This window comes from Microcoleus sp. B6-A1 (assembly GCF_036705085.1).
Classification (GTDB): Bacteria; Cyanobacteriota; Cyanobacteriia; order Cyanobacteriales; family Microcoleaceae; genus Microcoleus.
Map to the genome: position 1 here is coordinate 4240 of NZ_JAUBTU010000105.1, position 19228 is coordinate 23467.

A 19228-nucleotide genomic window follows, 5' to 3' on the forward strand; every position below is an offset into this window, starting at 1 on the left:
CAGCTTTTGATGAACAGGCAAGATGCCTGTGCCACCAAACAATTCATCTCTTGTGGAACGGGCATCTTGCCCGTTCTTGACAGATGCTGCACCGTTCTTGAGAGATGCTGCACCATTTTCTATCAGCTTTTGATGAACAGGCAAGATGCCTGTGCCACCAAACAATTCATCTCTTGTGGAACGGGCATCTTGCCCGTTCTGGAGAATGGTGCCAGATGTGAGACTCACCTCATCCTCCTCCCTCTGCGCCTCTGCGGTTCCCTCCCTAGACTCCGCCTCAGTCGGTGTGGCACTCGGATTGATCGCCCGCGCTGCCAATTCGCCCCCACCCAGCGCCGCCAAAGTCAAAAATGCAATAATCGAAATTCGCATAGACATTAAATTTAAAGCACACCCAACGCATATTACCCAAAACCGGGCCCCCTGCATAATTAGCCGAAAAGAAACCCGGTATTTTTGAGGCTACCGGGTTTCTGGGATGCTGAAATGTCGGAAAGTTCGATCAACTGCGGGCGATCGTTAAATTTGTTTAAATAGCTTGTCGAGAAACTCGTTTCTCAAAATGAGCCTGAGTCTGCTGCAACAGTTGTTCGCGACTATCCTTAGCGGTGGTAATGGTAGGGAGCAAGTTGCGAGCTTGTAAAGTCATGTGAAGCTGTAGGTGTGCTACGTACTCACTGACATCTTCGCGAAGAGAGCAAGCCGGGTACTGTTTTAAAGTAGAGTTCAAAGTGTTCTCCTGCTTTGAGTTTGTAGAATTTTCTAATAATCATAGACAATATCATGGTCTATTTCTAACTGTGTACTCCGTAATGAAGTTTAACGTTTGGACTGCTTTTTTGTTACAATCCTTTACAAATATTTCTTACCTATCAGGAGTCGATCCCCATGCAGTCTCAAGCACTTGTAGGACAAAAGCACACATTAAGTACATTTGTCAATAGCACCACCCAAACAGCCACCTACCTCGACATCGGGTGCGGCAGACCCTTATTGATGTTGCACGGTTTCTTCGGAGAAAAGACTTGCTGGCTGCCATTAATTGAGTTATTGCAATCTCAGTTTCGGTGCATCAGTTTAGATATGTTAGGTTTTGGAGAATCCAGCAAACCAGAAATCCGCTACGACGTAGCTGTAGAAGTGGCTTTTGTGCGGCAAGTTGTAGAACAACTAAATATCGAACCCTGCTGCATCATCGGACATTCTTTTGGCGGTTGGGTAGCATCTGCATATTCCCTCAAATATCCTAATTCTGTCAGCAGTTTAGTGTTAGCAGCACCAGCCGGAATTCGGGACGACAGTTTTTGCGGTCAATACGATGCTTTGCGGCCGCTATTGTGGGAAACTCCAGTTGTTGATTGGGCCTTGCAGTTGGCAAAACCTTTTGCTAGTTTAGCGGGAAAAAGTGAGAAATTGCAGCAAATTTCCGGGTGGCGCAGGGAGTTAATGTCTCAACCAGTAGCAAGGTCATTTTTAATGAGTCGGATGCGGCCAGAAGATGCAGTTGATACAGTAGAAAAAGAAATTCACAAATTGCAAATTCCTACCTTAGTTATCGCAGCAGAGAGTGACGAAACAATTCCTCTATGGCACTGTGAAACCTACGCGGGCGAGATACCGGGGGCAGAGTTAGCAATTATTCCCAATGCCACTCACGGGTTGCCGCAAACTCAAGCTCCAATTATGGCGAAGTTGACTTGTGAATTTTTGAATAATTAAGAAAAACTGTGCAAGAAGCCGAATCATAAAAATTGTGATAAGCCACAAATGGAAAATAATTGTGTTTTAGTATACTACTTTATTAGGAAATACAGAATATATTGATTAGTGTATTGTACAATTTTTTTTATGGCTCTTAAATCTTGTGTCAGCAGGAGCTACAGACATTTAGTGGAGTCGGGGGTATTACCAATGGCAGCACTGAGCAACTACTTTAATCTGGAAGAAATTACGACAGCCAGAAAAATTAGTGCTGCGGTAATTAACATCAGCGGCCGCCAGCGAATGCTTTCCCAACGAACGGCTTTTTTTTGCATGAGGTTAGTTTGCTCGGAGAATGCGGCAGAAAGAGCAAAACTGCGGGTGAATTTGTTAGAGGCGATCGAGCTTATGGAAAAATCGCACCGCGACTTAATTAATACTAGCAGCAGCATCAACTTATTGAGTCCGCCTTCAGCCACCGTCAAGGCAATGTATTTTGAGCCGCCACTGTATTTAGACAAACAAGTGCGCGCATATATCGATCGAATAAAAGCCTTGGTGCAAGTTCCCGATGCCGAACTCAGGCTGGAAAACCCCCACCTGCTGTACATTGTGGAAGCAGCGGGCGGCGACTTGCTAGAAGCTTTCGATGCCGTGGTGAGTCAATACCAGCAAGAAAGCGAAATCGAACAATTTGAAATCGACCTCAAACAGGTTGAACTTTATCAAGAAAGTTGTGCTGCTACCTCGAAAGCGGAAGCTCAAGCGGCCCAGCTCGATCGCGCACTTTGCGAACTCAAACAAACTCAAGCTCAACTCCTCCACAGCGAAAAAATGTCTTCGCTGGGGGCGCTAATGGCTAGTATCGTCCACGAAATTAATAACCCAGTTAGTTTTATTTACGGCAACTTGAGCCATGCCGCAATTTATACTCAAGATTTGCTGAACCTGCTGCGTCTCTATCAAGAATGCTATCCCAATCCCTGTCCCGAAATCACAGCTAAAATCGAAGAGATAGATCTTGATTTTCTAGTTGAAGACTTGCCTAAAGTTATGTCTTCCATGCAAATGGGTTCCAATCGCATTCGCGAAATTGTCAAATCTATGGGCAACTTTTCGCGCACCGATAACAGTAACATGACCATGTGCGACTTGCACGACAGCATTGATAGCACCGTGTTAATTTTGCGAAACCGTCTCAATTCTCAAATAGACCGTCGCGATATTCAAGTAATTAAAAAATATGGAAAATTGCCTCCTGTAGAGTGTTATTCAGGACAGCTAAATCAAGTATTTATGAATCTAATTACCAACGCGATCGATGCTTTGGACGAGGCAGCACAAAATCAGCCCAATGCTGCGCTAAAAATTTTTATCAGCACAGAATTAGCAGGGCCCGATCGCGTGAGAGTGCGGATTGCTGACACGGGACCCGGAATGACACCACAGATAAAAGAACGAATGTTCGAGCAGTTTTTCACCACCAAGGAAATCGGTAAAGGTACCGGTTTAGGATTGTCTATTGTCTACAAAATCTTAGTAGAGAATCACCGAGGATCGCTTCGGTGCGAGTCGGAACCCTGCAAGGGAACCGAGTTTATCATGGAACTGCCGATCCAGCAAACTTAAGCAATTTACTAACATCCAAATTTATCTATTTTAACTATGTGTGGCACGGGCGTCCCGCCTGTGTTAACTATGTGTGGCACGGGCGTCCCGCCTGTGTTAACTGTGTGTGGCACGGGCGTCCCGCCTGTGTTAACTGTGTGTGGCACGGGCGTCCCGCCTGTGTTAACTATGTGTGGCACGGGCGTCCCGCCTGTGTTAACTATGTGTGGCACGGGCGTCCCCCCTGTGTTAACTGTGGCACGGACGTCCCGCCTGTGTTAACTGTGGCACGGGCGTCCCGCCTGTGTTAACTGTGGCAAGGGCGTCCCGCCTGTGTTAACTGTGGCACGGGCCTCCCGCCTGTGTTAACTGTAGTTAAAATTTACACATATCCTACGCTAATTCGAGCTTCAAAGTTGGCAACAGCTTTTCTAAATTTCTGAGAGATTTCTGTTGCCAAGGAATATCATTTGAACCCAATACCAAAAGTTGAATAGTTTTCTTTTTTCGGACGCTAATGACAAATTTAGACAGCATACTGATACCGGAACTGTTAACAAATTCCAATTGTTTTAGGTTCAAGGTAATAGTAGGCGGTTCGCCATTGGCGACCTCATCTAACAATTCGGCTATTGGTGCATACTCTGCTGGGCCGCTCAGGCTGAGTTCGCCTTTGAAAGTGACTGTGACTGATTCTCGATCGTATTGAATGCTGTAATCTTCACCTTTAATTTCTTGAATGCCCATTGTGATTTTGTTTCCTGACTAAAATATTGCGATCGCACAAGAGAGTAAATATTGAAATGCTAGAAACTAGACCCTAATTTGAACCACAGTCGTAACAATGATGGTATCACTATCTGGCCTGGGCTCGAATTTCCAACCTATCTTAGCTGAATAGTCATTAATCATCGTCAGCAATCCCAATCCAGAGGTATCACTTTCCGATTCCGCATTCTTTTCAAGCTGCTGCAAATAAAGTTCATTTGGATCGGAAGCCATAATTTCTTCAATAAACTCCTTCAACTTATTCGCCCCTTCTGAAGTGACACTATTACTGGCAAAAATTACCGCCGTCACCTCTGTTTCACCAATAAAGTGGATGCCAAATCTGACCTTGTAATTGGTATCATCGTTATTGAATTTTATCGCATTTTCTAACAGTTCGTTGGCTACGTAGCTCACTGCTCCCTTGCTTTGTTTGATCCGTTTCTCGCTGCTAGCATCCTCCTCATCCACAGGTAGAAAGCTAGACAAATAATCGGCTACAAAATGAGCTGAAAGCCTGTTGTTGCGCCAGCGCTGTTTGATCGGGCGAGAACTGGGAGTAAATGTAAGTTCTAGGGAGTCGTGTTCAGGAGGAAATTCTTCAATGAATTCTCCAAATATTTGTGTCATTGTTTTTAAGCTTCCAGATGTCATGATTTTTCTCTATCCAATTGATGTATTAAGGTCACTTCTTGGTGAATTTCCACACGCCATTCCAGTTAGCCGGAAGACTATTTTCTAACAGCGATTGGATGCGTTTTAGGTAAAGTTGACTGGGCTTGTCATCTGGATTTAGGGCTACTATCTGTTCAAAACAAACTATGGCCTTAGCAAAATTTCCCTGACAATATTCTTGGAGTCCCTCCTCAAATATAGGCAAAGTTTGAATTTTGAGCGATCGCACTGGTTCTACTTCAACATCTAACACCTCACAAACTGTAATGGCTTCTTGTCTACCTTTGACAATAGCCCGATCCAAAAAACGGATATGATACTTTTCGGGTTGACTCAAACGTTGTACCACATCTCCAGAAATTAATAAAGATACGCCATAATACTTAGTCAAACCTTCCAGACGAGCGGTGAGATTGACATGATCCGAGAGCGCATCTGCTTGCATGCGATTCGCATCTCCAATAATCCCAACCATCGTATCACCCACATGGATACCAATGCCAATATTCAGCGGTATATCCCCATTTATTTTACGGCTTTGATTGTATTTTTGCAACTGATCCAACTTCACAATTCCTGCCTGAATAGCATCATCAACGCCATCGGGAAAAACTGCCATGACTCCATCTCCAATATACTTGACAATAAAACCATTGTGCTTACGAATTTCCGGACTAACTTGCTGTAAATAGTTATTGATGAAGTCAAAGTTTTCTTGAGGAGTCATTTGCTCCGCCATCGTGGTAAACGAACGCATATCGGAAAACATAATTGCCATCTCTTTGCTCACGTGATCTCCAAGCTGGAAATCAACAATGCTCTGCTTGCCGAGAAATTGGAGAAATTCAGCGGGAACAAAACGTCCGTAAGCCTGCAAAAGTTTCTCTAATTCTTGTTCCCGCGCTTTCACCGTTTGCACCATATGCGAAAATACCTGTGCTAGTTCTCCCAGTGCATCACTGCGCGCTGCCACATCTGACAATATCTGGGGTTCAAAGCTATTATTTTTTACAGCAATAGCTGCATCTATAACCTTTTTTACCTGCTCAATGTAAGTCTGCATCTCTCGGTTTTTATGATGGATCTGGTTTTCCAGATCCGTGGAGTGTTGCGTGATAATTTCTACTAAGGTTTCATAGCTATTTTTTTCATCCTCTACTTCCTCAAGTTTTTCGCTCAACTCCTGTAGCTGGGTATGGAGTTCTTCTGGAGATTTAGATGGTGCTAAATTTACTTGTGGTTTCATAATTGATACTTCCGAATCGGGAAGCGAAAAATTGTTTGACTCGCTCGCTGTAAATTATTATAACTTACACGGGCAAAGCGATAAATCCGGTTGCTGGTTCCATGCTTGGCGACTAAATCCAAGCTCGATCGTAGAAACCTGGTTGACGACAGTCAATCATCAATTATGCACAATATTTCCCTGTTGCTTCAATACTAGCAAAGTAATGTCATCAAAAACATTTTGTTTTCCAATAAAATTTCGCAAATCAGCGATGGCGGCTTCCTTGATTTGTTCGGCGCTCAAATGCCAGTTTTGAGAAACCACTTCACAGAGTCTTTCAATACCATAGAATTTTTTGTGCATATTTCTAGCTTCGGGAATGCCGTCAGTGTAAAGCACCACCCCGTCCCCCGGCTCTAAGTCTACTAAAACATGGCTAATCCAATCGGAAATATCCTCCTCTAATGCGAGCGGAAATCCTAAATTAATGGTGTCTATTCGCTGGATTTTACCACCTTTCCTGACCACAATAGTTTCCTCATGTTGACCGCTGATACTAATTGTACGATCGGCATAGTTGAGCAAAGCCAGTGTCATATTTTTGTCGGAGTTCATGCGCTGGACATTTTTATAAATAGTGCGGTTTAGGGTATCTAAAAAACGCACAGGGTTGGATTCTTGCATTTCCTGAAGAGTGCGGACAGCAGCTTGAGTCATCACCATCAAAATGCCGCTTTCTAATCCGTGTCCGGTGACATCACCAATGCAAATTGTGACAACCCCGTTAGTACAAAGTACGTCGTAGTAATCACCACCTACTTCCGAGGCTGGCTCCATAAATCCGGCAATATCTAAATCTTCAATGGCTGTGAGTTCAGCAGGTTTGGGCAGAATCAACTGCTGCATTTGTTTGAGCATATCGAGTTCGGAACTCATGCGGAGGTTTTCCGCTTTTAGACGCTGGTTGAGAGTAGCAATTTGTTTGGTGGCTGTAGCGAGTTCAGAGGTACGTTCTTTGACTTTATCTTCTAGCGTTTCCAAGGATTCTTGCAGTTGTCTCGCCATACTGTTAAAGGAATTTCTTAAGGTTTCAATTTCCAAAATCCGACTGGAATCAACGTTCTGGTTAAGATCACCACCTGCTAGATATTCTGAAGCTTGAGCAATTTGATTCAGGGGGCGAGTAATCCAGCTAGCGGTGAAAATACCCATTGCAACAGAGACAATGAGAGCCACAATACAGAGCCAAATGGTCTGGCGAGTGTTAGCATAAATTTGCGCCATAAAGTCCGCTTCAGGAACTACTACTACACTCAGCCAATTGAGACCATACTTGTCTGTTAGCGGAGAAACTTGGATAAATTGCCGCTCACCGTTCAGATAAAAGTCAAGTTGAACAGTTTGATCGATGTCTTCCAAACGCTTGAAGCGATCGAGCAGATAAAGCACACTTTGACGCATCAGCCGGTTGCTGCTTTCCTGTGCTTTGAGCCGCTTTGTATCTTTGCCTGTTCCCACCGAAAGAGGCTGTTCTTTAACGGAAGTTGCTATTAACTCACCCTGGGGTTCAATGATAAATACTTGACCGGAATTACCCACGCGTAAGGTTTGCAGGAAGTGGCGAATTTGATCTAGTCCCATCTGGCAAGTCAGCACGCCAATTAGTTTCCCTTCGGCATCATAATAGGGTAGACTCGCATTAATTTGCAGCGTACCGTAGCCAAAATTAATATAAACTTCACTCCAAGCTGCCTGTTTCTTCTCAACAGCTACTCTGTAAAAAGGGCGCGTGCGAACGTCATAATTGGGCGTGTTTTTTTCGATTGTTGTCGGGTTTCCATTATCGTCAAGGTTGTAATAGATCAAGTCGCCACCCCCCGGAATCAGTTGCTGGGCAAGCTGAGGTTGTTCCAGTCCAACCAGCCGATTTACCCAACCCACACGCAGGTACTGACCTTTTTCGTTGGCAATTCCCGCGTGACCGATCGACTTAAATTGCAGAACTTGTTTCCAAAAATATGGTCTAGCTTGCTCCAAATCGTCAAAGTTCAACACCCCCAAAGGTACAGCATCCTGATTGATCTGATTCACCAGTGGCGGAGCTTCTAGATAGGTTTGAACACGTTCGTAAACTCTCGCACTCACTTCGTGGCGCAACTGACTAACAATATTGTTGACTATCTGCTCTCCGTTTCTGTAAGAGAGATAGCCAACGCAGCCAACAGCGGCCAAAATTTGGAGAACAAAGGGAACTACCAAGACATTGCGGAGACGGATTTTGCCCGCTCTGGAGACGATCGCACTTTTTTGAGAAACCATTGTTAAAAACACTCCCAGCGGGCATTTTTTTGTTACAAGACTTGATAATGGATATATTAATAGCGACAGACAATGTTATCATATCAAAAACTCAACCAACATCAAAAAAACTGCGTTCATCAGCGCTCATCTGCCTGCATCAGCGGTTAAAATAAAACAATAAATCCCAACAATAATGCAAATTACTCAATCCCTCCACAGCGCCATACTCATCTCCAACCTGGAAAAATCCCAACACTTTTACAGCACCGTACTAAACCTGCAAAAAATCGATCGAGACTTAAAATTTCCCGGAATCTGGTATCAAATCGGCGACTTCCAGCTCCACCTAATTTTAGGTGCAACAATTATCCCAGATGCCGTAGACCATGCCAAATGGGGACGCAACCGACATCTAGCATTTTCTGTGGCTAACTTAGAGGCAGCCAAACAACAGTTAATCGCTCACAATTGCCCGTTCCAAATGAGCGCGTCAGGTCGATCGGCATTATTTACCCAAGATCCCGACGGCAACATCATCGAACTCAGCGAGTAACAGATGAAAATCATCGCTTATTCTTACACCGAACCGCTACTGGAAGCAGCACCCGCACCGGAAAATTGGGGCCAAGAAGTCGATCGCACCTATCAAGACTTAGGAGGGCGGCAACAACTTCAGCAACTCCTCAAAGACTGCGAAACAGAACCAGTCAAATACTTATTAGTTCAGCGCTTTGAAGAACTAGGCGACACATTGCAGCAAGTGTGTTCGCACCTCGCCCAACTCGAAAACCTCGGCGTCGAAATCATCGTACAAGCAGAAACAGAACCGCGAAACCGCAAAAACTTGCTGCACATCCTCGCAGAAATCCAGCGCAGCCAACACAGCCGGAGTATTCGCAAAGGACACGCGCGCAACCGCATCAAATCCCGGATGCCACCGGGTAAGGCTCCTTACGGCTACCGGCGCGGCAAAGATTGTTATACGATCGATAAAACCACCGCCCCCACAGTCAAAGACTTTTTTGAACACTTTTTAATTTACGGTTCCTTGCGAGGTTCCGTGCGGTATTTAGCCAAGAAATACAACAAAAAAATCTCTGTAAGCACCGGCCGCCGCTGGCTGACAAATCCCGCCTACCGAGGCGATTTGGAATATCAAAACAGCCAAGTAATTTCTAACACCCACGTCCCGATTATTTCCAGAGAAGAAGCCGCCCAAATAGACAGGTTACTGCGCCGCAACCGCTGCCTTTCTCCTCGCAGCGCTAGCGCCCCACGTTCCCTCGCAGGTTTAGCAATTTGTGCAGAATGCAAATCGCCCATGACAGTTGCCAAAGTCACCTCCTACCGCAAAGAAAAAGAATACCTTTATTTGCGACCGATTAACTGTCAACAACAGCCTAAATGTAGCGGTCTTTCCTACGATGAAGTATTGCAATTAACCATCGCCGGTATTTGTCGGGATTTACCCGATGCTGTTGCTGGGTTACAAATGCCGAATATGAATGGAATCAAAGCAGGAATTGTCAGGGCGATCGCATCGAAACAAGAAATCATAGAGCAACTTTGGGCCCTGATTGACAGCGGCATATTAGACACCGAAACGGCAGAGTTGAGAGCATACAAAATTCGCACCGAAATTGCCGAACTGCAAAGCAAATTAGCGCAACTACCCCCAGTAAATTTGCGAGAAACTGCCCAAACAGTTTCCCTTCCCCAATTTTGGCTCGATTTATCAGAATCAGAACGCAGGTTTTACTTTCGAGAATTTATCGATCGCATTGAAATCGTCCGGGAAAATAAAAATTGGCAACTGCAAATTATTTTCATTTTTTAAGGATTAGCTCGACATTCATCCATAGCTCCTAGGTTAGATACCCGACTTCTTAAGCTATTGCGGCATTTAAATTGTCTATCAAAAAACAATCCAACTCTTGTGGGGTGGGCGTCCCGCCCGCCCTGAATATGCAATTTAAATGCCCAACTTCTTAAATAATTCGGGTATTTGGGTACTCTATTAGTTCGGTAGGAGTGGACTGCGTTTGACAATAATCAGTTTCAACCGCTGAATTATCTTTTTTAGCTTTTAACCAATAAGCGATCATCTCTCCTTTTCCTTTAACCGCGATCGCACCTCTTTCCTCAAAGAAATACCGCTCTTTTAACAGTTCGTAAATAGCCGTAGTAACTTGAATATATCCCGGTAATCCTTGACATTCCATCCGAGAAGCAACATTAACAGTATCTCCCCACAAGTCATAGCTAAATTTTTTAGTGCCAATTACGCCAGCAACTACGGGCCCTGTATGAATGCCAATCCTAATTTGAAATGGTTCGCCTCTGTCAGTTTGAAAATCCGCGATCGCTTCCTGCATATCCAAAGCCATATTTGCGATCGCTTCTACATGATCTGCCCTCGGCACAGGCAACCCCCCCGCTACCATATAAGCATCTCCAATTGTTTTAATTTTTTCCAAACCGTGTTTTTCAGTTAGTTGGTCAAACCTTGAAAAAATCTGGTTCAGTACATTTACCAATTCTAGAGGTAACATTCTAGCAGCAATAGACGTAAAATCGACAATATCGGCAAAAAGAACTGTTGCTGAATCAAACCTCTGGGCAGGAGAACCCTCGCCCTTTTTCAAATTTTCAACAATCGCTGCTGGTAAAATATTCAGCAATAAATGATCCGACTTTGTTTGAGCCAGCCGTAAAGCTAGCTCCACCCCCTGCCGCTCTTTAATTTCGTTTTGCAAACGTTCGACAAGTTCTTGAAATTGCTTCGTTTGCTCTTGAAGTAACTGTTGTTGACTTTGAATTGTTAACTGATTTGCCACTCGTGCCAATACTTCTTTACCTTGAAAAGGTTTAGTAATATAGTCAACTGCTCCCACATCAAAGGCTTTCACCTTATCTAAAACATCATCTAAGGCGCTTAAAAAAATCACGGGAATCGAACTGGTTTTTGGTGAAGCTTTCAACTTTGCACATACCTCATATCCATTCATGTCTGGCATCATCACGTCAAGCAGAATTAGAGTCGGCGGAAACTCTTGCACTGTAGCGATCGCCCTTTGCCCGTTCAGCGCTTTACGAACCTGATACCCTTGTTCGGTCAAAATTGTAGATAAAAGCCGCACATTATCGGGCTTATCATCAACTACTAAAATGTTGGGTTGAATTGTAAAATATTGATTGCTGTCCATGCGATCGCTCACGGTAGTTTATTAAGAGAAAAGATATTAACACTTAAGAAGTTTACCTCAAAAAAAAACGCCATAGTATAAATTTCGATTTTCTATCCTAAAAAGAGATGGCAAGGAGACGCTATTTGGGCTTAATGTTAGGTCTTTTTTAAAAAAATAACCTCCCAACTTTAGATTAGTTGAAAACTGGTATTTTTACCTCATCGCAACTGCTGACTGCGCTATATCTATAATATCGTCAAATAGGAAATCCTGCACCAAAGTAGTTAAATATTGTGCGGCTAAAGCAAACTCGCTCGGCATTTCCTCAATCAACTTGACAATTTTATCGTCGCAACATTCATGAGCAGCATGAGATATCTTTTCTACCCACTCAAGAGGCATTTGATCGAGTTGTGACTCGACAGATTGATTGCTAGTCCCTCCGCTAATTTCGCTTTCATTTTCTAGTGGTGCATCAACAGATTCCTCGTAAATGTAACGCACTCCTAAAAGTTCTTCCATTTTCGCAAATAATATCTTTGCATCGAAGGGTTTACGCATGAAATCATCGCAGCCTGCTCCTAAAATAGTTTGTCGTTCCTCTTCAAAAGCGCTAGCAGTAAGAGCAACTATTACAGTTTGTTTTCCGAGAGGATGAGCTTTAATTTGTCTGGTGGCTTCATAGCCATCCATGACAGGCATCTGCATATCCATCCAGATCAGGTGCGGTTGCCAATCCTCCCATACAGCAATAGCTTCTTGACCATCTCTAGCCGATCGCACCATGAAGCCTAGTGGTGACAATAATCTCTCTATGACTAGGCAGTTATCGGCGCGATCGTCAACAACCAAAATCCGGTATTCTGGTTGATTCGGTACTAAACCAATTACTTTGTTCTGCGGTTTAAGGATTTTAATCTCGCTGGGAGGGGCAAGGCGGATTTGAATATCAAATGCAAACTTACTTCCCAACTCAGGTGTACTGCTGACAGTAATATCTCCTCCCATCATTTGTACAAATTTGCGGCTAATTGGTAAACCTAATCCAGTCCCCTGTTGAGACTTTTGACCTGTTTTTGTTTGCTCAAAAGGTTCAAATAACTTATTCATCTCTTCTGGGGCAATGCCAAGGCCAGTATCTTCAATTTCAAACTGAAGGCGTAAAAATTCCGCCTGAAGGTCATTCGCGTCTACACAACTAAAGTTCGCCAAGCTTTCGGACTGATTAAAACCAGTGCACCATCCGGGTTTTTTTGGTATAGCTGTGGTTTCAACCGCTAAGCTTTCGGAATGTTCAGAAGCCGCGTCGGCAAGTTTTGTTTGTGTGTCCCCAAACTCTGCGGTTTCAGCTCTCAAACTTTCTTCTACCTGATTTTTTACTCGCAAAGTAACACTACCCATCTCTGTAAACTTGATCGCATTTCCTACAAGATTAATCAAAATTTGCCGCAGTTTACCTTCATCTCCACTAACAAAGTCCGGTACGCCGTCACCCACTTCCAAATTTAGCTGCAATTTCTTAGATTTAGCTTTTAATCGAAACATTTCTTCTAAGGTTTTTAGCAAGCGCATTAAATTAAAACTGCTTTCATTAAGCTGACTTCTGCCCGCTTCAATTTTGGACATTTCCAAAATGTCATTAATTAGCGCAAGCAAGTGTTCACCCGCGCGATTAATAATTTCTAGGTGCTGTTGGTGTTGATTGTTGAGAGATGAATCGCGCACCATCACCTGACTAAATCCGAGAATGGCATTCAGGGGAGTTCGCAATTCGTGGCTCATAGAAGAAAGGAATTCGCTCTTGGCGCGGTTAGCTGTATCAGCAGCTATAACAGCTTTTTGTAATGCTGTTTCTGCTAATTTGCGATCGGCAATTTCTGTTTGAGCTTGTTCAAAAAGGGTGCATTGCTGGATGGCAATTGCTAGCTGTACGGAAATTTGCTTGAGAGATTCTATCTCAGAAGAAGTCCAATGCCTTTGACTGCGGCAGTGATGAGCAATGAGTAGACCCCATAGTTTTTTACCTTGCAAAATGGGAACCACGAGGTTAGCTTTAATTTCCAACTCGCTCAGTAAATTAACGTGGCACTCTGAAATACCTGCCGTATAAATATTGTCGATCGCGCGCAGGTGTCCCTGCTCGTAAACAGAGACGTAGCGTTCTCGAAAACAAGGGTCATTAATGTCAATTCCCAAAATCGGCATCGTACCGACGGATACCGACTCGACGGCTATAAATCCACTCCAATCTGGATTAAAGCGGTAAATAACTGTTCTATCAGTTGACAAAAAATGGCGAATTTCTTCCACAGCCATTTTCATTACTTCTTCTAGGTTAAGAGAGGAGCGAATCCGCTCTTGAATAGCATTCACGAGCCGCTCTCTTTTAACTTGTTGCTGCAAGGCTATTTCCGCCTGTTTGCGAGCAGTAACATCTACTCCATAACCCACGCACTCCACAGGTAGACCCGCAGCATCTTTGACTAACTTGATCTCATCGTAAATCCAGCGATAACTACCGTCTTTGTGCCGTTCGCGGTATTCGTAGGAAATCGATTCTTTTTCCAATATCTGAGCGAATGAAGTATCAACAATCTCTCGATCTTCTGGATGAACCAGGCTATGCCAATCAAGGGAACCATCAACAAATTCTCTCGCTTCGTAACCAATCATTGAAACAATATTATCGCTGACAAATGTTACGTCATAATTTCCCCCTAATTTGCAGCTAAAAATCACCGCTGGGGTAGTCGCCAGCAAATATTGCAAACGTTCGGTGACAGAACGCAAGTTTAACTCAGCTTGCTTGCGATCGCGAGCTTCCATTGCTAAAGCTGCGATCTGCGCCACATAGCTAGCGAAGCTTTGTTCGTCGAGCGTCCAATTCCTGGTCGTTCCCAGATGTTCTAAACAAATTACACCCGCAATTTGCCCTTTATGGGTAATAGGAACATCTAGCATCGACGAGATGTTTAAAGGCTTCAAATAAGATTCGCTAAATTCTAGGGTGCGCGGATCGGTTTTGGCATCAACCGCTGCGAGTACCTGTTCTGTATTCAAAGCTTGGAAATAGCTAGGATAGTCAGCAACTTTCAGTTCTGCACCGGCGCTGTGTTGATTGGGTGTTAGTTCGTAAAGATCGGCACAGCACATTGCGGATTTATCTTCCTGATAAAACCAAATACTTGCCCGATCCACATTCAGGGTACGAGTTGCCATTTGCGTAATCTCTCTCAACGCCTCGCCGATATTTCCCTCGTAGATACTAGAATTTTTAGCTAATTCTAGCAAGCCAGTTTGTTGTTCTGTCAACCTAGTTTCTCGTTCGCGTAAAGCCGATTCAGCTGCTATTCTCTCTCTAATTTCTGCTTCTAAATAACCATTAATTTCTGTCAACTCTGCGGTGCGCTCTTGGACTTTAATTTCTAAATCATCATAAGCGTGGCGCAACGCTAATTCTACCTCTTCACGTACCGCAATTTCAGCCTGCAATTGGCGATTTATGGTCTCTAATTCTTGGGGGGTTTTTAAAGACAAAAACTGGGGCAATAGTGTTACCATCGAGGCTGCTGTGAAGCAGGAAACCAGTGCAGTAATTCCTTTTTCAATCCCCGACAGCCAATAAGCGGAATGCCACAATGTCCAAATTTCTAGCAAGTGACCCGTGCCGCACAGAATAATAAATGCACCAAATAAAGCAAATATTCCTAAAAAAGGAACATCGCGCCGCTTGAAGATAAAATAAATTAGCATCGCCGGAATTGAATAGTAGGCGATCGCGATTAAGAAGTCCCCAGTTACGTGCAGCCACACTAAAGGCGTTTGCCAAAGATAGCAATGACCGTGAGGCATATACTGAGTTGGGGAAAAGATATTTTTGAGTGCTTCCCACATAATACTTGTTATTGCCAGATAATATGGATTTGATGATGCCTAAGTTAGGCAAAAAATAAAAAAAAACGAAAATGGTAGCTGGATTCAGCATTATTTATTAACGCCTCAACCCAGCTTGTTCATAACAGCTTGCTTTTGCACTAGGTGGCGATCGCCAAATTGCGATCGCAAAGGAATTTCAATGATAAACTCAGTACCTCTCCCCACCTCGGAAGTGCAGCGCAAATAACCTTCATGGGCTTGAATAATCTGATAAGAAATTGCCAAACCCAGCCCGGTACCAGCACCGATAGGTTTCGTCGTATAAAATGGATCGTAAATTTTAGCGATCGCATCATAATCTATGCCAGTGCCATTATCAGCAATGTGAATCTGCACCCACTTGCCATCAACTAAAAGCGTGCGGATGCGAATTTTTAGAAGTGGGCAATAGGTGTTTTGTAAGTTGTCAGAGAAATTATTTTCCCAATAGCCGTTGGCCAAATCTCCCTGCTGTGCCATCTGTTCTAAAGCGTCAATAGCATTAGAACAAATATTCATAAATACTTGGTTAAGCTGCCCAGCGTAGCATTCCAATTTTGGCAAATCTCCATACTCTTTAATCACTTGGATAGGCGGACGGTTTGGTTGTTCTTTCAAGCGGTGCTGCAAAATCATTAAAGTGCTATCGAGACCTTCATGGATATTTACCTTTTTCATGTCGGCTTCGTCTAACCGGGAGAAAGTCCGTAAAGACTTAACAATCTCCCTAATTCGCTCTGCTCCAATTTTGATCGAACCAAAAAGTTTTTGCAGGTCTTTTAAAATAAAATCGAGTTCGATAGTGTGAATCTTGTCTGCAATTTCCGGCGCAGGATTGGGGTAATAAACTTGATAAGCCTTAATTAATTCCAAAATATCTTTAATGTATTCCTCAGCCGGAATCAGATTGCCATAAATGAAGTTAACAGGGTTATTTATTTCGTGAGCAACCCCAGCTACCATTTGCCCCAAAGACGACATTTTTTCAGTTTGCACGAGTTGAGCTTGAGCGCCTTTAAGTTGTTGCAGAGCGTTCTCTAAATGCTGAGTTTGCTCTCGCAGTTTAGCTTCCGAGTGGCGCAATGAATTTTCAGCCAAAGAGCGATCGCGATTTTCCTGTTGCAAACGTTCATTAGCCACTTCTAACGCGATCGTCCTCTCAATAACCCGTTTTTCCAATTCTAGCATTAATTGCGAGAGTGCTTCCTGAGCTTGTTTGCGATCGCCAATCTCATTTTGTAAAGCCCTATTTGCCACCGCCAATTGAGCGGGACTGGGAATAGCCAAGATTTTTGGGATTAGTTCTACCAGCACTGCTGCTGTACATAGCGAAATCAGCGCAGTAATCCCTTTAAGAAAACCAGAGAACCAATAATTAGGATGCCACAGCGTCCATATTTCCATAATATGGGTAATCCCGCAGCAGATAATAAAAGAACCAAACAGCATGAAAACCCAGTCAAAAGGCAGGTCTTGCCGCTTTTTTACAATATAAATCAGCGTGATCGGTATCAAAAAATAAGCGACTGCTATCAAACCATCGGACAAAACGTGTAGCCCCACTAATCCAGGCTTCCACAAGTAGCAATGGCCGTGAGGAATAAAATAATTAGGAAAAATTTTATGAACCATTTGCATTAAATCAACTAGGTTATTTGCTAAATTTTTAAGACCGTATTACAGGCAAATCAAAAAACCTGCTAGCACAAAAAGAAGAATTATGCTTTTGGACTTAACGCTTGTGATGAGTAAATGCAGCGATCAGAAACTACTGTTAATTAAATTAACATCAATCGACTAAGCTTTAGCAAAGTCAACTGTCACATTTTTAATTCTGCCTTCACTACCAACTGTGACACCGGGATGACATTTTGGGCAACGATAAAGAAAAACTGAGCGCAGATTCCTTTCCAGTAGGAGCGCCAGCGCCCATTGAAATTGGGTTATAGCACTCAGTAACCAGTCAGGCAACGGGATAATCACCAGATTTAACGGATGTCACGGATTTAACATAATCAAGAGAACCATTCTCAAAAACCTCTAGAGGTCGGTTTACTCTTGTACCCTTGAAGAGTGCAGACAGGTTAAATACACCCGTCCCCACCCCGCGAGGGAATTCTTTATTGATAGTGATACTCTTCGGGGGAGAATTAACCGATGTGACCAATTACCCCCAGAGAAATGTCGCGACAGGATAGTGTCGCAATCCAATAGGCGATCGCTTTCAGCTTTACAGTCAATCATAAGTGATAATATCAACGATACACTTATATAGTTATTGCCAGTTATGACGATAGATGAGGTACTACAGCTAACTCGTGTCCGATTACAAAAAGATTTATATCCAGTACAAGAAATCATACTCCGCCAAGTTTGGGAAGGAAAGACTTATACAAGTATTGCATCTGGCTCTCATTACGGAGAGCATTACCTGAGAAACATCGCCTCGTCTTTGTGGCAATCTCTCTCTCAAATCTTGCAGACATCTATTAGCAAATCAAATTTTCGCTCTTGTGTAGAATCACGTTCCCTCACCGCAGAAGAACGAGAATTAATTGAAGCATTCACCCGCAGCCAATGCCTAGCAACACCTTTAGAATTTCCCGGCTCTCCCGTGCCCCTGGGTTCGCCATTTTATATCCCTCACCCGCTAATTGAAGAACTCGCCTATCGAGAGATTACCAAACCAGGAAGTGTGCTGCGGATTAAAGCTCCCAGGAAGATGGGAAAAAGTTCCCTTCTGCTACGCATTTTAGATCGCGCGACTTCTCTTGACTATCGAACTGTAAGTTTAGATTTTCAGCAAGCCGAGGAATCTGTTTTAGACAACCTCGATAAATTTTTACGCTGGTTTTGTGCCAACATCAGCCGTCACCTAGAATTACCACCTCTATTAGATGATTATTGGGATGAAGACATGGGTAGCAAAGTAAGCTGCACCATCTATTTGCAACAATATATATTAGCAGAAATAAGTACCCCTCTTGTGTTAGCTTTAAATGAAGTAAATATAATTTTTGAATATCCCAAAATTGCCAGAGAATTTTTGCCGCTGCTGCGAAGCTGGCATGAAGAAGCAAAGCGGATTGAAACTTTGGGAAAACTGCGGTTAATCGTTCTTCACTCCACAGAAATTTATATTCCTTTAAAGCTCACTGAATCGCCTTTTAATGTCGGTTTACCGCTGCAATTGCCCTATTTTACAGAAGAGCAGATACTTGCTTTAGCGCAGCGTCACGGACTGGATTGGACAGAGGGTTCCGATGCCGAGCGACTGATGGCAATGGTGGGGGGACATCCTTATCTGGTACGGCTAGCTCTTTACCACCTCTGTCAAAACAGCGTAAGGCTAGATCAGCTACTACAAGAAGCTCCGACAATAGCGGGAATTTATAAAGATTACCTGCGGAGTTTTTGGGCAACATTGCAAGAGTATCCCGAACTGGCGGTTGCACTTAAACAAGTGGTAAAATCTGAGTGTGGAGTGGAATTAGATCCGATAGTGGCTTCTAAATTATTTAGTATGGGGCTGATTCATATCGATAACAACCGCTGTACGCTAAGCTGCGAGTTGTACCGCCTCTATTTTGGTTCGCACAACTTTATTTAGAGCCGGCTTTACAGTTTATTTGCGTAATCCACTATCCGCCTTGAAAACTCCACTTTTCCTGGCGATTGGAAATCGCTGCTATACAAACAAAGTCCGCTTACGCGCACTAAAAAAAAGGGATAAATTAACCCGAATTTAGCCTAATTTATCATAACTTTAGCAATCCTTGCAGGAGTCGTAAATTTTTGACCCCACCCCAACCCTCCCCTTATCAAGGGGAGGGAGTAAGAAATT

13 protein-coding genes and 1 pseudogene are annotated in these 19228 nt (G+C 43.4%); 5 read left to right on the forward strand and 9 right to left on the reverse strand.

Features of this window, described 5'->3' with window-relative positions:
- Together QUB11_RS26865 and QUB11_RS26870 are read right to left on the reverse strand one after the other, a co-directional pair.
- Positions 1-372, reverse strand: a pseudogene (locus QUB11_RS26865) (BamA/TamA family outer membrane protein); the annotation flags it as partial.
- A 157-nt stretch (positions 373-529) separates the two neighbouring features.
- Positions 530-730, reverse strand: a complete 201-nt coding sequence (locus tag QUB11_RS26870; RefSeq protein ID WP_006634481.1) for a hypothetical protein — start codon at positions 728-730, stop codon at positions 530-532.
- Between the two features lie 158 nt (positions 731-888).
- Here QUB11_RS26870 and QUB11_RS26875 point away from each other — a divergent pair, with 158 nt between their 5' ends.
- On the forward strand, positions 889-1719 hold the full coding sequence (locus tag QUB11_RS26875; RefSeq protein ID WP_333156136.1) for an alpha/beta hydrolase: 831 nt from the start codon (positions 889-891) through the stop codon (positions 1717-1719).
- Positions 1720-1848: 129 nt separating this feature from the next.
- Positions 1849-3330 carry an ATP-binding protein gene (locus QUB11_RS26880; protein ID WP_333156138.1) on the forward strand — a complete coding sequence of 494 codons (1482 nt, stop codon included), beginning with the start codon at positions 1849-1851 and terminating at the stop codon, positions 3328-3330.
- A 372-nt stretch (positions 3331-3702) separates the two neighbouring features.
- Here the strand turns inward: QUB11_RS26880 and QUB11_RS26885 are convergent, their stop codons facing one another.
- The 4 genes from QUB11_RS26885 to QUB11_RS26900 form a co-directional block, all read right to left on the reverse strand.
- Positions 3703-4056, reverse strand: a complete 354-nt coding sequence (locus QUB11_RS26885; protein WP_333156140.1) for a slr1659 superfamily regulator — start codon at positions 4054-4056, stop codon at positions 3703-3705.
- Between the two features lie 66 nt (positions 4057-4122).
- The gene (locus QUB11_RS26890; protein ID WP_333156142.1) at positions 4123-4731 is read right to left on the reverse strand and encodes a DUF6272 family protein; all 609 of its coding nucleotides are present in this window, start codon (positions 4729-4731) and stop codon (positions 4123-4125) included.
- A gap of 31 nt (positions 4732-4762) precedes the next feature.
- The gene (locus QUB11_RS26895) at positions 4763-5998 is read right to left on the reverse strand and encodes an adenylate/guanylate cyclase domain-containing protein (protein ID WP_333203745.1); all 1236 of its coding nucleotides are present in this window, start codon (positions 5996-5998) and stop codon (positions 4763-4765) included.
- Positions 5999-6157: 159 nt separating this feature from the next.
- Positions 6158-8299, reverse strand: a complete 2142-nt coding sequence (locus QUB11_RS26900; protein WP_333203747.1) for a SpoIIE family protein phosphatase — start codon at positions 8297-8299, stop codon at positions 6158-6160.
- Between the two features lie 175 nt (positions 8300-8474).
- Here QUB11_RS26900 and QUB11_RS26905 point away from each other — a divergent pair, with 175 nt between their 5' ends.
- Both QUB11_RS26905 and QUB11_RS26910 read left to right on the forward strand, forming a co-directional pair.
- Positions 8475-8834: a VOC family protein gene (locus QUB11_RS26905; RefSeq protein WP_333203749.1), complete on the forward strand. Its 360-nt coding sequence runs from the start codon at positions 8475-8477 to the stop codon at positions 8832-8834.
- A gap of 3 nt (positions 8835-8837) precedes the next feature.
- On the forward strand, positions 8838-10118 hold the full coding sequence (locus QUB11_RS26910) for a recombinase family protein (protein WP_333203751.1): 1281 nt from the start codon (positions 8838-8840) through the stop codon (positions 10116-10118).
- 151 nt (positions 10119-10269) lie between these two features.
- Here the strand turns inward: QUB11_RS26910 and QUB11_RS26915 are convergent, their stop codons facing one another.
- From QUB11_RS26915 to QUB11_RS26925, 3 genes are all read right to left on the reverse strand, one after another.
- Positions 10270-11487, reverse strand: a complete 1218-nt coding sequence (locus QUB11_RS26915) for an adenylate/guanylate cyclase domain-containing protein (RefSeq protein ID WP_333203811.1) — start codon at positions 11485-11487, stop codon at positions 10270-10272.
- A gap of 195 nt (positions 11488-11682) precedes the next feature.
- On the reverse strand, positions 11683-15363 hold the full coding sequence (locus QUB11_RS26920) for a GAF domain-containing protein (protein ID WP_333203753.1): 3681 nt from the start codon (positions 15361-15363) through the stop codon (positions 11683-11685).
- A gap of 105 nt (positions 15364-15468) precedes the next feature.
- The gene (locus tag QUB11_RS26925) at positions 15469-17022 is read right to left on the reverse strand and encodes an ATP-binding protein (RefSeq protein WP_333203755.1); all 1554 of its coding nucleotides are present in this window, start codon (positions 17020-17022) and stop codon (positions 15469-15471) included.
- A gap of 649 nt (positions 17023-17671) precedes the next feature.
- On the opposite strand from QUB11_RS26925, the gene QUB11_RS26930 reads away from it, so the two are divergent.
- Positions 17672-18994, forward strand: coding sequence for an AAA-like domain-containing protein (locus QUB11_RS26930; RefSeq protein WP_333203757.1), 1323 nt, complete (start codon positions 17672-17674; stop codon positions 18992-18994).
- Positions 18995-19228 lie beyond the last annotated feature (234 nt).